We start from the raw sequence: 13880 nt of genomic DNA, 5'->3' as shown, positions 1-13880 counted from the left end.
AAAAAAGGGGAGAGATGAGCTTATGAGTTATTCACAAACCTTTCATCAGGCCATGGATGCGGTGGACGATATCACCATTAACCCGGCAGTCAACCCGGACTTAAATCAGGTGATCGATAGCGGTCGTCGCGATTTTTTAAAGGGCGGACTAGCGTACGGCCTGATGGGGTTAAGCGGTGCTATTCTGAATACCCCATTGGGTGGTTGCTCTGGTTCAATACGACGTGGGCCGTTACTCGGGTTTGCTGCCATTGATGTGCAAACAGCGCCTGATTTCGATCAGGTGATCGTGGCGGACGGTTATCAGGCCGAGCCGTTTTTCTCCTGGGGTGACGCCGTTCTCGCCGGTGCGCCAGAATGGCAAGCGGATGCCAGTGATGATTGGCGGGATCAGTTAATGCAGGCGGGCGACAACCACGACGGAATGCATTACTTTCCCTTCCACGATCAACCCAGCGCACACGGGTTGTTGGTGATTAATCACGAATATATTAATCCGACGCTTCACCCCGATGGCTTTAAATGGCAAGACCGGAAGCGGGTGCCAGCGCAGGTGAAAAAAGAACAAGCTGCCCATGGCTTAAGTATTATTGAAATTAAAAAAGATCAGCACGGGCAGTGGCGACGGGTGCCGGATTCGCCCTATAACCGCCGCATTCACGCCATGACGCCGATGCAGATTAGCGGACTGCTTGCAGGCAACGTGCAAATGAAAACCCGGGCCGATCCTTCCGGTCGTGTTGTGTTGGGCACGTTGAACAATTGTTCCATGGGCGTGACGCCCTGGGGAACTTATCTGGTGTGTGAAGAAAACTGGCATCATTATTTTTGTAACAACGACGAGGGAGATTACGAAACCCGAATCTCCCATAAACGTTATGGCGTGGCGCAGGGAAAACGCAGTAAATATTATGCTTGGGAAAGTGTCGATCCACGGTTCAATGCAACGCCCGATGCCAATCAGCCTCACTTAGGCTACGTGCACGAACCCAATCGTTTTGGCTGGGTCGTGGAAGTTGATCCCTTTGACCCGGATAGTACTCCGGTCAAACATACCGCGTTGGGCCGGCTGTGCCGGGAATGTGCGGTGGTGTCAGTGGGCGACGACGGTCGTATGGCCGTGTACTCCGGCGACGACACCAAGGGGGAGTACATTTACAAGTTTGTGCCAGACGGCGTTTATAAAGAGGGTTCGCGGCAATTGAACCGACGATTACTGAGCGAGGGTACCCTTTATGCCGCGCAGTTCCGGGATGACGGCCGTGGTCGATGGTTGGCACTCCGGCTCGGGGAAAACGGATTGACTCCGGACAACGGCTTTGCGGATCAGGCCAGTATCTTACTCAACACAAGGGCTGCCGCCGACCGGGCGGGCGCCACGGCGATGGATCGTCCCGAGTGGATTGCTGTGCATCCCCATACCCGTGAAGTGTATGTCACGCTGACCAATAATGATGAACGGGGAGACAAGCAGCCGTTGAATAAAGCCAATCCCCGCCCGCATAATTTGCACGGGCAAATTCTACGCTGGAATGAAGAGCAGGCTGATCCAGCGGCCACCGACTTTGAGTGGACAGTGTTCTTGCTGGCCGGAGAAGCAGACACAGCAGAATCACAAGCGGGAGACATCGTCGCGGATAATTTAAAAGGTAATATTATCGGCGATATTTTTTCCTCACCGGATGGCCTGATGTTTGATGGTGACGGGCGTCTGTGGATTGAAACGGATTACGATGATGATGCGCAGCAGAACCAGAATATGGGCTGTAATCAATTGCTGTGTGCAGACCCTTTCAGTCGTGAAGTGCGTCGTTTTTTGGTCGGGCCTCGCGGATGTGAGATAACCGGCATTACGTTCACTCCGGATTTTCGAGCCATGTGGATTAACGTACAGCACCCCGGTTTGCACTATCCCGCCAGTGACGGAAAATCGCGCCCGCGCTCCACTACGGTGCTGATTACCAAATTGGACGGTGGCGTGATCGGTGCCTAATCATGTCGCCGGAATGGATTGAGACTTGGACATCGAGGCAGAATTAAACTATAAAAACCCTGAGCATGTTTTGGTGACTAACATTCTTGGATAACAAAAAATGAAAGTGATTGATATTAATAAGTGGGGTAAGTTCACCGGTCGCGAAGCACTGTGTTCTTTGCCGTTATCGGTTAACGAATTCAGCCAGCGCACCGGTATTGAACTGGAAGAGTTTGCAGAAGACGGGTTGGGTGTTTGTTATTGTGCATTTATCCAGATCCGGCACTCTAAATATTTTGTACAGGGGTTTGTCAGCAGAGACAGCAAAAGTCCGCCGCTATCGATCGATATGGAAGGCAACCAACCGCAGCCCATGAGTTGCTTGCAGGATCTGTTGATAGCGCTGGGGCTGACTGCGCAACAATTGCCCTGGATTAAAAACGATCTGGCACCGCCTCAGTGGGCCATTTTAAGGCAGTGTGATGACGGTGATGCCGTGGAAGTGAGCCGTTATTTCCGTGAATCTGCAGCGCAATGGGTATTGAAGCAGTTGCAGTCCGATCGATCGGACTATGTTGTGTCACGGGTTTAGATTCGTAACATTCGTTTGTTATAACTTCGTTATAACACGTCGGGGGGGCAGGCCTGAGTATTGTTCGCTATTCAGTTATATGAGACCATCAGGCGACGCTAGCTCCCTGATTAGAGCCGGATAACTAGCGCTGGAGTACTAGCCGGAAGATCCACTGCCAAAGTGAGTTCCGGCAGATAATACAAAAAGCAAATGCATACATTAATTTAATGTATCGCCTAACATGGACCAGGTGAGATTTATCATGCAAACACTATTTAGAAATACCAGCAGATTGTTAGCCCTCCTTCTGCTTGTGGCTTTCACCCAAGCCTGCACAATTCATTATTCCGGTTTAATTGATAACAAAAGCGGAACGGACATTACCATAGTCGGAGACAGTAAGAAAAAGCCGACCTGGCACGTAAAAGCGGACGAAAAAGTAAAAATACAATGGTTGTTCAAATGCCTTGAAGTTGTCGAGGGTGACAATTCCTATTACTTCAAAGCCGGAGCGGTTCCGGGCAAAGCACGGGAAATGTATACGGTAAACGCGCTGTATCGTGAGCACCAGCTTTACTACCTGCTGGACGATGGATCAGTTAAGGCACTGGACGTTTGCACTGAAGAAGACCTGAAAAAATAAGCAATTGCCGGCCTTGAGTGCTCTGATGGGCGCGGGTGATTTGCGCACAGGCTCTCATGGCCGGATTTGAACAACATGATTATAAAATCTCTACCGGCCCGTCTCCTTCAGGAATAACAATAAAGTATTCGCTCTGTTCTTTTTTTGATCTAATATAAGTCTCAGTTTGGGACTCCCGCATAACAAATATTAGGATGCTGTAGATTAAATGCCTTCACGTTGGCTGGTTCTTAAAATACTGGTGTGTGCCTGTGCGGTATTTGTTGTGTGGTTGGTCACACCAGTGAATGAAATGGTGGACCGGGTTCGCGATAGTGATTGGCTGTGGCTGGCGTTTGCGATTTTTCTGCAGATTTTATTGCGTTTGCTGACGGCGCTCAGAATGTACTGGTTGGCAATTCTGCAAAAGTTAACACTGACCTTCCCCAATTTTTTACTCATCGTATTTACCAGCTCGTTTTACAGCCTGTTCTTGCCGGGTGCGTTGGCGGGCGGTGCGATCACGTTTGTTAAGTACCGGCAATACGGCGCCAGTTCGGCCCGGTCGTTGATCAATATTCTGGTCAACAAAGGCATCGCGGTGATGAGCATTCTGATCCTGGGGGTGATTGCCCGCACCTATGAATTATTTGATGGCGCGGCCTGGGTCATTCTTTATGGCGTTTTGCTGTGCCTGGTTGCGCCCTTTATCGTACGTTGGGGCGTTTCGTTGAGTGGGTGGTCAGGCCATGTGTTGGCAAATGTGATTAATCGGCGGTTGGATCGCTTTGCCAGAAAACTCACTCATGTGGCAAAGCGATTTGAGTCGCTTTCTCAGCTTAGCTGGGCGAAGCTAACCGGATTGCTGACCTTGGCCCTGTTTCAGCACGGCGTGGCGGTGGCGTCGATGCTGGCCTACGCAGCGGCAGTGGATGTGAGTGTTCCTCCCGCCACATTATGCTGGGTGTTCAGTGTCATTTTTCTGCTGGCTTTACTGCCTATCTCCTTTGCTAATATCGGCGTTCGCGAGGCCAGCATGATCTTTCTGCTGGCGCCATACGGGGTCAGCGCGGTCGAGGCAACGGCCTGGTCACTGGTGATGTATACCGGTCCGCTGTTGTCGGCAGTGACCGGCGGCATGCTGGAAGCCATTATGACGTTGCCGTCAAAGCGGGCGGCCTCACTTAAGCACTGACCGATCCCGCTTGCTCCAGTCTCCGGCTTCGGGAGTCCTTTAACTGTGTGTGGCCTGGGTCGCACCCTGCTTTCGTTCCTGGAGCCAGGGTATAACCCCTAGCAATGCCACAAAGGTGATGGTTAAGCGGCGCAGCACTGCCGCAGCCAGGGCTATTTCCGGGTTGACGCCGGTCAGGGCATACAACACAACGAATGCGCCTTCACTGATACCCAGCCCGTTTATGGATATGGGCAGTGACGAGATCAGAATGACAAGCGGCGCTGCGAACATCAGCCCTCCCAGCGTCAGTTCACCCCCCACCGCATAGACCATCGCGCCTTGATAGGCGAATAGCAGGCAGTAGAAAATAAGAGACAAAGCAAAAGTAAGCCGGATAGCGGCCGGTTGTTGACGATAGACCCTTACACTGTCACCAATTTGTTCTAGCTTAGACGCCACTTTCCGGGCAATACCCTGTTGAGTGAAGGGCAGTGCGGCCAAGCGGGATAGCCAACCTGAAGATCGCGACAAGAAATAGGGGATAAATAGGAGTCCAATGACGAGAGACCCGATGATCGCGGTTCGCATCGGCAATACTTGTTCTATTTGAGGGGAGAGGATCAAGGCGATCAAACCGATAACGAGCAACAGTAATAAGCCGGTCACCCGTTCCATTAAAACACTGGTGAGGATAGCAGTGACCGACCCCACTCGGCGTGCCATGGTCAGACGCACCACATCGCCCCCGATATTGGATGGCAGTACGGTACTGAAAAGTGAGCCGATCCAGTAAAATTTCAGGGCCTCCCGATAATTGAGGCGATGGGATAGGACCTGCACTAATTGCTGCCAGCGAAAGGCCGATAGCATGATTGCGGATACGTGCAGTAACACCCCGATCAGCAGCCATAACCATGAAATATTTTTCAGGTGATTCAACGATTGCTGCCAGTCAAGCGTGCAGACGATGAGCGCCAAAATAGCCAGCGCGACCAGGATTTTCAGCGGGAACAGGTACTTCTTCAAAAGCAATCCTTAGCGGGGGGAACAACGTTCCAAATTGTACGGTTTCCCCCGCTAAAGGTCACGAGCTGTGGGTCAATCTTGCCCACTGCCATTTCAAGAGCAGCTTGAGTTTTGCCAGCGCTTTTTCATGTCCCTGTTTATTGCGTAGCATGGCGATGGTTTTTGCAGGCAGTGGCTCAACAAACTTTCGATAGAAAATTTCCGGATCGGAAAGGGGGCGTTGTTTGGTACTTAATGAATACCCGCATTTTTTCAAAGTCGGACCGACAGCCGATTCAATTAATTCCACCTCGGGTTTGAGCAATAGCCGCTTCCACTTGTATTTATTGTTGGGCATTAAGGCTTTTTGAAGGTTGGCATCGTTCACCGGATCGCTGGGGTAAGGCGTATTATTTTCGGAGAACCGCAGCATGGATTTCCGGTAGGGTTCCCCAAGAAAATCACACACCCGTTGCAGTTGCTGTTTTGGCTGGTCGAGTAAATCTTCATACCGTAGCGCCAGATACTGATCATCAGGCACCCGGTCGCGAATACTGAAACTCAGTTCAACCAGCTGACGCCAACGCAAAGCGGCGGTGAATGTGGTTTTGGGTCCGAATGGCGCTCGTTGCAATGACATGGATACGTCGCGCCCGTCACGAATAATATGGATATATTTTGCTCTTGGAAACAGATCCAACAGGGTGTCAGAAAACAAAACGTTGGTTACGGATTTTTCACCCCACAAATGTTTGCCCTGCAAATGTGTCCAGGAATTCAAAATACCTTCAAAGACGTCCTGGAAATGTGTGCCATGTATTTCTGCCATCACGTTGTCAATATTGATGGCAGGTGTCACGTCCTGCATGGTGGGAAGGTCCAGGATATCTTCCACTAATCTACGTTGATTGCAGGTATTTGAGAGTGGCTCGTAGGCGCTGAGAATACCGTGGAAATTTTTAATAATGTCGGTTTCAAACGGAACGGCGATATCGTCGTGGTGATTCAGCATCCGGCTGAGCAGTGAGGTGCCGGAACGGGGAGCTCCGATAATGAAAAACGGGATTAAGGTTTGAGTCATATTGTTATTTCCTTATAAAGCCGACTTGCATTGAGAGAGCCAACCCGAGGTCGATCCAAATAACCCCGGTTATATACAAATGCAGGTCTAGAAAGAACAAATCTGAATAGGTTTATTTATTTTTATAATTTGTGATGCACATCTAAAAAAATAGCATAGGGTTAGAAAAAAACCAAATCCGGCGGAGCCCGGCGTAAGGCTAGAAATCGTCGCAGGTCAGTTGGGATCGCAGAAAATCCACGGCCACTTTGATTTTTGGAATGACGTATTGAGGCCGTTGATACAGCATATAGATACCAGCAGCCGGATAGGCGGGTACGATGGACAGTGTTTCTTTAATTGGCACCCACTCCAGTTCGCCATCGGCCAGCTCCTGTTCGATGCACCAGGCGGGCAACATTGCCAAACCTTTATCAGCCAATAAAGCCCGTTGAAGAACACGAACACTGTTACTGATCAGCGCCGGGTTGATATCAACCGGCAGCCATTCATCGCCGCATTGCAGATGCCAGTGCAACACCTGAGCCGGAGCACGATAAAATAATGCTTTGTGTTGTTGCAGGTCTGCAGCATTGGTGGGCGTGCCATACTGCTCCAAATAGGCTTTGGTCGCGCATAAACGATGGGTGTTATCCTCAAGCTTCAGGGCTATCACCCGGCCATCTGGCGCACTGCCGCCCCGAATAGCAATGTCCACGCCATCCCGGTTCAGGTCACTGACTTGCCCGGATAATTCCAGATCAAGCACTATATCGGGATAACGGGCTTGCAGGGCCTCTAACACCGGTAGCAGGCGAAACTCGGTATAGTGGGGAAGAGCGCTGATTCTGAGGATGCCGGAGGGAGAGCTTTGATAGCTGCCGACCTGCCCGTCAGCCAGTTCGATTGCTGCCAAAATCTCTTTGCACTGATCCAGGTAGATTTTACCGATCTCGGTCATGGCAACGTGGCGGGTGCTGCGTTTCAGCAACTCCGCGCCCAGCTCCGATTCCAGTGCCTGAATGCTGCGCGATAGCGACGAAACCGGAACCTGAGCCTTTCTGGCAGCAGCACTGAAACTGCCGGTTTCGCTGATAAAGCAGAAGTATTGCATCGCCCTGATCTTGTCCATTATTGCAATTCCAGCAAAAGTATTTCGATATATTAGCTGATTATCATATGAATCGGAAAAAGTATACTAGCACTCCTGATCTTCACCCGGGCTTACCGCATGTTCGCTTGGCCCTAACTGAGTTTTTTTAGAGGTATTTCTGCATGAGTTACGATGTATTGTTCGAGCCTTTTCAACTGGGTAATCTGAGCCTGCCGAACCGGACCGTGATGGCGCCGATGACCAGAGGATTCTCGCCCGCCGGCATTCCCGGCCAAAATGTTGCAGAATATTATCGCAAGCGAGTGGAGGGGGGCGTCGGCCTGATCGTCTCCGAAGGCACCCTGATTAACCATCCGGCAGCAACGGATAACACCGAATACCCTTCATTCTTTGGTGAGCACGCGCTGGCAGGATGGAAAAACGTGATCGAAACGGTGCACGCAGCCGGCGGCAAAATGATGCCTCAGATCTGGCATATCGGTTCTACCCGCCGGCCCGGTACCGGGCCAAATCCAGACGCGCCTTCGGTCTCGCCTTCGGGCCTGGTTGCACCCGGCAAAAAAGTTTTTGAAGCGCTGTCGACTGCCGAAATTGAAACCCTGGTTCAAGCTTATGCCCAGGCCGCGTTCGATGCAAAAGAGTTGGGCTTCGATGGCGTAGAGGTACACGGTGCTCACGGCTATCTGGTGGACCAATTCTTTTGGGGTGGCACTAATCTGCGCGACGATAAATACGGGGGCAGTATCGTTGCCCGCACGGAGTTTGCAGTGGAGATTATAAAATCCATCCGTGAACGCTGTGGTGAGGATTTCCCCCTGGTCTTGCGCTGGTCACAATGGAAACTGCAGGATTACACCGCAAAGCTGACGAACACCCCGGAAGAGCTAGCTGCTTTTCTTGAGCCGTTAAGCCAGGCTGGGGTCGATATTTTCCATTGCAGTCAGCGTCGCTTTTGGGAGCCCGAATTCGATAGCTCGGATTTGAATCTGGCGGGCTGGACCAAGGAAATCACCGGTAAACCCACCATCAGTGTTGGCAGTGTGGGGCTGGATCAGGAATTTATTTCCTCATTCCAGGGCGCGGGTGCTGGTGTTGCCAACATCGATAACCTGATTGAAAGAATGGACAAAAACGAATTCGACCTGATTGCAATTGGTCGTGCCTTGTTATCCAACCCGGATTGGGTGAACAAAGTCAGAAAGGGTGAACTGGATCAGTTGAAACCGTTCAGCCAGGAAGATAAAGAAAATCTCAACTAGCCCACCTGTGGCGTGATCCGGAGCTATCTGAATAATGAGTGAAATAAAAATCAGCAACGCAAATAGCGGGACTGGAAAATTGACGGACAAAGTGGCGCTGGTGACCGGTGGCGGTGGCGGCATTGGTCGGGTAACTGCATTGGCGTATGCAGCCGCAGGAGCCAGGGTTGCCGTGGTTGATATCAACGCAGCGGCGGCGCAGGCAGTGGCCGAAGAAATCACTGCATCAGGCGGCGATGCGATCAGCATTACTGCCGACCTGACTCGCAGTGAGCAGGTTGAGACGATGGTGGAGCAGGTGGTCGCACGCTATGGTTCACTTGATATCGCATTTAATAATGCCGGTATTGAAATCGAACAGGCACCGTTAGCGAAAATCAGTGAGGATACATTCGATGACCTGATGGACGTTAACGTGAAAGGCGTTTGGCTTTGCATGAAATACGAGATCGAACAAATGCTGAAACAGGGCGGTGGCAGTATCGTCAACACGTCGTCCATCGGCGGTCTAATCGGTGCGCCCCGACAGCCGGTGTATGGGTCCACTAAACATGCGGTGTTGGGTTTAACCAAAGCGGCAGCGGTGGAGTATGCGCGCAAAGGTATCCGAATCAATGCGGTGTGTCCCGGCGTGATTCGTACAGCTATGATGTCCCGGGCAATCGAGCGGGAACCGAAGCGGGAGCAGTATATTGCACAAATGCATCCTATTGGTCGTGTCGGGGAGGCGGAAGAAGTAGCGAAGGCCGTGGTGTTTTTAAGCTCTGATGATGCCTCGTTCGTAGTCGGGGTGGCTCTGCCGGTGGATGGTGGTTACACCGCGATGTAGGCTGTTGCACTGGGGCGGGAGAACCCAACTCAATCGCCAATAAAAAAGGCTCCGTTTCGGGAGCCTTTTTTATGTCTCCACCGACAGGTATTACCCCCTGTGTTGTGACTTGGCGGCGATTAAGGCGCTCCTTAACTGGCTTTCCATTCCTTTCAGTTCCTGCTCCGCACTGGCCCGCTTGCGTTTGCCTTCGTCAGCGATTTGCAGGGATTCCTGAATACTCAGAATCAAATTATCATTGGCTGACCGGATAGCGTCCAGATCGAAAACGCCGCGCTCATTTTGTTCCCGCACTTCGCGATTGGCCTGACGTAGATTTTCAGCATTTTTGTTTAGCAATTCATTGGTCAGATCATTAACCGCCTTGATCGACCCCGCGGCCTCTCTGGAGCGTTGAATGGTCACAGCCTGCGCCAGCTGAGTTTCCCAAAGTGGCACGGTATTGACCAGTGCAGAATTAATGCGCGTGACCAGGGATTTATCGTTCTCCTGCACCAGGCGGATTGAGGGCAGGGATTGCATGGTTACCTGTCGGGTTAACTTCAGATCGTGGACACGGCGTTCCAGGTCGTCACGTAACGCGCGCAGGTCTCTTAGTCGTTGCGCTTGTAGCAGCCCGTCGCCCTGGTGCTGACGGTTTGCCAGTTCGGGAATGATTTCGTTGTCCATCGACGTCAGCTTTTCTTCCCCCGCGCTTATATAAAGTCCTAGTTCCCGATAGAAATCCAGGGTTTTCTCATAGAGTTTATCCAGGCCTTTTATATCTTTGAGCAGCCGCGTTTCATGCTGAAGCAAATCGTCGGTGATGCGATCAATTTGTTGACGAACCTGATCGTATTTCGCGACAAATGCCGCCACAGGCTTGGTTTTACGCACCAATTTTTCCCACCAGCTGGGTTCGCGGTTAGGATCCAGCTCGTCCACCGAAAACCCCTTCAGTGATAACACCATCTCGCGCAGTGTATCCCCTGCCTGTCCCACATCCTTGTTGCGGACGCCGCCCAGCATTTCCTGGCTGATGGCTTGCAGCTCTGCTTGCGCGGAAGCGCCGAAATGGATAATGGATTGCGCGTTACTGATGTCCAGCTCGGCGAGCTTCTCCTGTATCAGGCGCTCTGCCTCTTCCGCCGGTAGCTGCTTGATATCATCCAGTTGTAATGAGGCGATCTGGGCAATTTCTTCTTGTTGCGCCAGTGCCTGAGGTTTGGCTTTTGATGGTTCCATTGTTTACAGTCCTGCTATTCCTGTTTAATACGTTCCCGTAACACCTCGACTTCTACATCGAGTTCGGTACGGTCATTAACGAGTAGCGCTTCTCTTTGGCGAATAAACCGGTCTTCCAAATCGCCGAGTAATTGTTCATAGTCATGATAGGCGGTGGTGGATTGATCTTTATCGCTGAGCTTGGCAAGTTTGATCGTTGCGTCTCGAGTGCCCTGCAGATAAACCGCCATAAATTTTCTTGAGCGCTGCAGATCTCTGGGGTCTTTTTCTATGGCACGGAACACGGCGCGGGCTTCCTCAACCAGACGGTGTACGTGTTGTTGCACGGCCCGGTTGTTGAAGGTGTTTGATGCGGTCAGAGTTTCATCCATCAGCTTTTCACCGCGCTCCAGAGCTTCCAGTAACCGTTGCGCATCATAGCTTGAGTAACCTTCCAGCCCCTTGGCCCGCATCGGATCCAAACCAAAGCTGATGCCGTGTAGCAGTGCTGCCATCACCGCATAGATGGCAGCACTGGCCGGTTCGTTCATGATTGGCGTAAAACCAAACAGGCCGGTGACGGCCACCGCCAATCCGGTAACGATCGAGGCGCTGATCTTGCGGGGAAAGGCCGGAGGTTTGGCGATTTCTCTGGCTTCGTAGGCATGCTGCGCTTTCTGACCGTTAACTAATAACCAGGCTGCCAGCATAAATAGGGCCAAACCGCCAAAGCGCCCTACCATTTCGATCGCATTGCCGGTGAAGCTGGAATACAGGCCCATGAACAACAGCGGTACCGGCAGCAGAAACAGAGTGCGAGCCCGCAGCAGTAAACGGGTACGGACAAAATGTTGAACCTTGGACACAGATTGAAATAAGGGTGGAGGCGGCGAACTGCGGCGCCTTCGTTTTGGTTGAGCTTTATTCGATGATTGGCTGTGCACACTGCGCAAGCGCTGCATCATGAAGCGCCCCCGAAGATGACCGCCAGGATAATAATCATCAACATTAGAAACGCGAGCCCGCGAATGATTCGTCCTGCCACAGAAGGTCCTTGTTAGAGAAAGATGGCGGACTCCATTGATTAAAGTCGTAAAGTCGCCGTGAATAAGTGGATTGAGAGTACAAGGTCTGCCTTCGTTCGTCCACGCCGGAGATTTATCGATGAGTTAACACTCTGCGTTATTATGGCTGGATTTTATTCGCGACTGGCTTTAATATTCCGCTTGCTTATATGCAGTAGGCTATTAATAATAAAAACAACAGCACATGTGTGTGCGACCTCAGATCAGGAATGATCGCTCCTACCTTAGAAACGGCTACCCGCAAAAACTGGCACACTTAAAAGAGATTTTCCAATGAAGATTCGTACGCGTTTTAATTTAGCGTTATTGGCAGTGTTCTTGCCAGGCTTCATCTTAAGCGTCTGGGTTACTCATGAACTGTTAATTGAGAATGCTAAATCAGAGGTGTTGGCGGATGCCGGTTTAATTATGGAAACGGCAATGTCGGTGCGCAGTTACACCATCGATGAAATTAAGCCACACATGGACGTCGAGCAGGCTCCGGAGTTTTTGCCACAAACCGTGCCGGCGTTTGCGGCCACTGAAGTTTTTGAACGTTTGCGTAAAAACTATCCTGATTATTCCTACCGCGAAGCCACCTTGAATCCCACTAATATACGGGATAAAGCCACAGAGTGGGAGCAATACAATGTGGTGTATAAATTTCGTAGCCGGGATATGCAAGAACTGGAAGGTGAGCGTATAGGGCCGGATGGAAAAAAATATCTTTATATTGCCCGTCCCATCAAGATTACCAATCAGGCTTGCCTGGCTTGCCATGACACGCCCAAATCGGCCCCGCCTTCGCTAATAGCGAAGTATGGCGACCGGCACGGTTTCGGTTGGCAGCTAAATGAGGTGGTGGGCGCCCAAATCGTGACAGTGCCGTCCCAACTGGCGATTGAGAACGCACAGCGCGCAGTGTGGATTGTTACCGGTTTAATGCTCGGCTTAGTGGTAGCCTTGTTTGTGGTTCTGAATGTGGTGCTGCATAAGGTAGTCATCAAACCGGTGCAAAATGTATCCTATCAGAGTGACCAGGTGAGTCTGGGCAATCTGAACATTCCAGAATTTGAAGATAAAGGGGCGGAAGAAATTCGCCAGTTGCACGCGTCCTTCAACCGTATGCGCCGAAGTATCGAGAAGGCCATGCATCTGCTCAATATGGATGCGACCCGAAAGTAGTATGCACAGATTGTTGAGACAATATTATTAAAGATGGGGAATCTGAAATGAATATTGAATCCGGCACTCCGGTAAGCACTATCGTAATGACAATAGACGTGGTTAACGAATCCGACGCGCCTGGCCGGATTCTGGTTGATATGCAACGTATCCTGATCAGCGCAGTGGGCTTTTCTGCGGAGTTACAGGTGGTATCCAGTAGCCGGACCAAAACCGCGTTTCAGCTGATCTTTAAGCCCGATGCAGAGATTATGGTGTTACTGCAAAATATCGTTGCCAGCCTGGACAAGCTGGAACGTAAAAATAACATCGAGACCCGTTTGCTGGTCCACAGCGGGTTGGTATTTTCTCAGCAAGACAGTAATAAACTGGTCTATGTTGGATCCGCGTTGCGAACCTTGCAGTCTTGTCTGCAGAGTGCTGAGCCCCGTAAATTGCGCTTGGTTACCCAGGCCTTTGCCCGCACGTCGCAGCCCTGGACCGGTGCCAATTTTTGTATCCGCAAAAGCCATGGGCAATTAATGCCGTTCGAGTTTTCGCAATCGCTGCAAAAAGACAAGACCACGGATAAAAATTCGGTTTCGTTGTCGCCTGCCCAGCTAAATGAAATTGGTTCCCGCCTGGCGCAATATCTCGGTCCGCTGGCCACAGCGCTGGTGGCTGATTTTGCCCGCCAATCCAGTACTGCTCTTAGCTTGGTGCGCAATCTGGGTGGAGAAATCGGCGACCCGAAAGAGCGCCGACGTTTTGAAGAGGATATGCAATATTTTCTGGACGGTTGGTCTAAACCCTGACGGGGTCACTGCGGGTGGC

The 13880-nt window shown here is 51.2% G+C and carries 13 protein-coding genes; 8 read left to right on the top strand and 5 right to left on the bottom strand.

Features of this window, described 5'->3' with window-relative positions; genetic code table 11:
* The first annotated feature begins 22 nt into the window (after positions 1-22).
* The 4 genes from FT643_RS16840 to FT643_RS16825 all read left to right on the top strand — a co-directional run bounded on the left by FT643_RS16840 (position 23) and on the right by FT643_RS16825 (position 4366).
* A complete protein-coding gene (locus FT643_RS16840) occupies positions 23-1993 on the top strand; it encodes a PhoX family protein (RefSeq protein WP_156872592.1) in 1971 nt (656 codons plus the stop codon).
* A 100-nt stretch (positions 1994-2093) separates the two neighbouring features.
* Entirely contained in the window at positions 2094-2567 is a 474-nt protein-coding gene (locus tag FT643_RS16835) for a hypothetical protein (protein WP_156872591.1), read from the top strand.
* A gap of 244 nt (positions 2568-2811) precedes the next feature.
* Positions 2812-3192 (top strand): hypothetical protein, encoded by a 381-nt coding sequence (locus tag FT643_RS16830; RefSeq protein WP_156872590.1) that lies wholly within the window; start codon positions 2812-2814, stop codon positions 3190-3192.
* A 208-nt stretch (positions 3193-3400) separates the two neighbouring features.
* Positions 3401-4366 carry a lysylphosphatidylglycerol synthase transmembrane domain-containing protein gene (locus FT643_RS16825; RefSeq protein ID WP_156872589.1) on the top strand — a complete coding sequence of 322 codons (966 nt, stop codon included), beginning with the start codon at positions 3401-3403 and terminating at the stop codon, positions 4364-4366.
* A 39-nt stretch (positions 4367-4405) separates the two neighbouring features.
* Here the strand turns inward: FT643_RS16825 and FT643_RS16820 are convergent, their stop codons facing one another.
* The 3 genes from FT643_RS16820 to FT643_RS16810 all read right to left on the bottom strand — a co-directional run bounded on the left by FT643_RS16820 (position 4406) and on the right by FT643_RS16810 (position 7545).
* Positions 4406-5374 carry a lysylphosphatidylglycerol synthase transmembrane domain-containing protein gene (locus tag FT643_RS16820; protein WP_198043631.1) on the bottom strand — a complete coding sequence of 323 codons (969 nt, stop codon included), beginning with the start codon at positions 5372-5374 and terminating at the stop codon, positions 4406-4408.
* 58 nt (positions 5375-5432) lie between these two features.
* Positions 5433-6434: a sulfotransferase family protein gene (locus FT643_RS16815; protein WP_156872587.1), complete on the bottom strand. Its 1002-nt coding sequence runs from the start codon at positions 6432-6434 to the stop codon at positions 5433-5435.
* A gap of 199 nt (positions 6435-6633) precedes the next feature.
* Positions 6634-7545 carry a LysR family transcriptional regulator gene (locus FT643_RS16810; RefSeq protein WP_156872586.1) on the bottom strand — a complete coding sequence of 304 codons (912 nt, stop codon included), beginning with the start codon at positions 7543-7545 and terminating at the stop codon, positions 6634-6636.
* 143 nt (positions 7546-7688) lie between these two features.
* On the opposite strand from FT643_RS16810, the gene FT643_RS16805 reads away from it, so the two are divergent.
* Entirely contained in the window at positions 7689-8786 is a 1098-nt protein-coding gene (locus FT643_RS16805) for an NADH:flavin oxidoreductase (protein WP_156872585.1), read from the top strand.
* A gap of 34 nt (positions 8787-8820) precedes the next feature.
* Positions 8821-9615: an SDR family oxidoreductase gene (locus tag FT643_RS16800; RefSeq protein WP_156872584.1), complete on the top strand. Its 795-nt coding sequence runs from the start codon at positions 8821-8823 to the stop codon at positions 9613-9615.
* Positions 9616-9705: 90 nt separating this feature from the next.
* On the opposite strand, the gene FT643_RS16795 is transcribed toward FT643_RS16800, so the two are convergent.
* Positions 9706-10839 (bottom strand): toxic anion resistance protein, encoded by a 1134-nt coding sequence (locus FT643_RS16795; protein WP_156872583.1) that lies wholly within the window; start codon positions 10837-10839, stop codon positions 9706-9708.
* Between the two features lie 14 nt (positions 10840-10853).
* On the bottom strand, positions 10854-11783 hold the full coding sequence (locus FT643_RS16790; RefSeq protein ID WP_156872582.1) for a 5-bromo-4-chloroindolyl phosphate hydrolysis family protein: 930 nt from the start codon (positions 11781-11783) through the stop codon (positions 10854-10856).
* A 393-nt stretch (positions 11784-12176) separates the two neighbouring features.
* On the opposite strand from FT643_RS16790, the gene FT643_RS16785 reads away from it, so the two are divergent.
* Together FT643_RS16785 and FT643_RS16780 are read left to right on the top strand one after the other, a co-directional pair.
* Positions 12177-13067 carry a Tll0287-like domain-containing protein gene (locus FT643_RS16785; RefSeq protein ID WP_156872581.1) on the top strand — a complete coding sequence of 297 codons (891 nt, stop codon included), beginning with the start codon at positions 12177-12179 and terminating at the stop codon, positions 13065-13067.
* A gap of 47 nt (positions 13068-13114) precedes the next feature.
* Positions 13115-13861: a hypothetical protein gene (locus tag FT643_RS16780; protein ID WP_156872580.1), complete on the top strand. Its 747-nt coding sequence runs from the start codon at positions 13115-13117 to the stop codon at positions 13859-13861.
* Positions 13862-13880: the final 19 nt, after the last annotated feature.

The sequence above is a fragment of the Ketobacter sp. MCCC 1A13808 genome (assembly GCF_009746715.1).
Classification (GTDB): domain Bacteria; phylum Pseudomonadota; class Gammaproteobacteria; order Pseudomonadales; family Ketobacteraceae; genus Ketobacter.
This window is presented reverse-complemented; position numbering and strand designations above follow the sequence as displayed.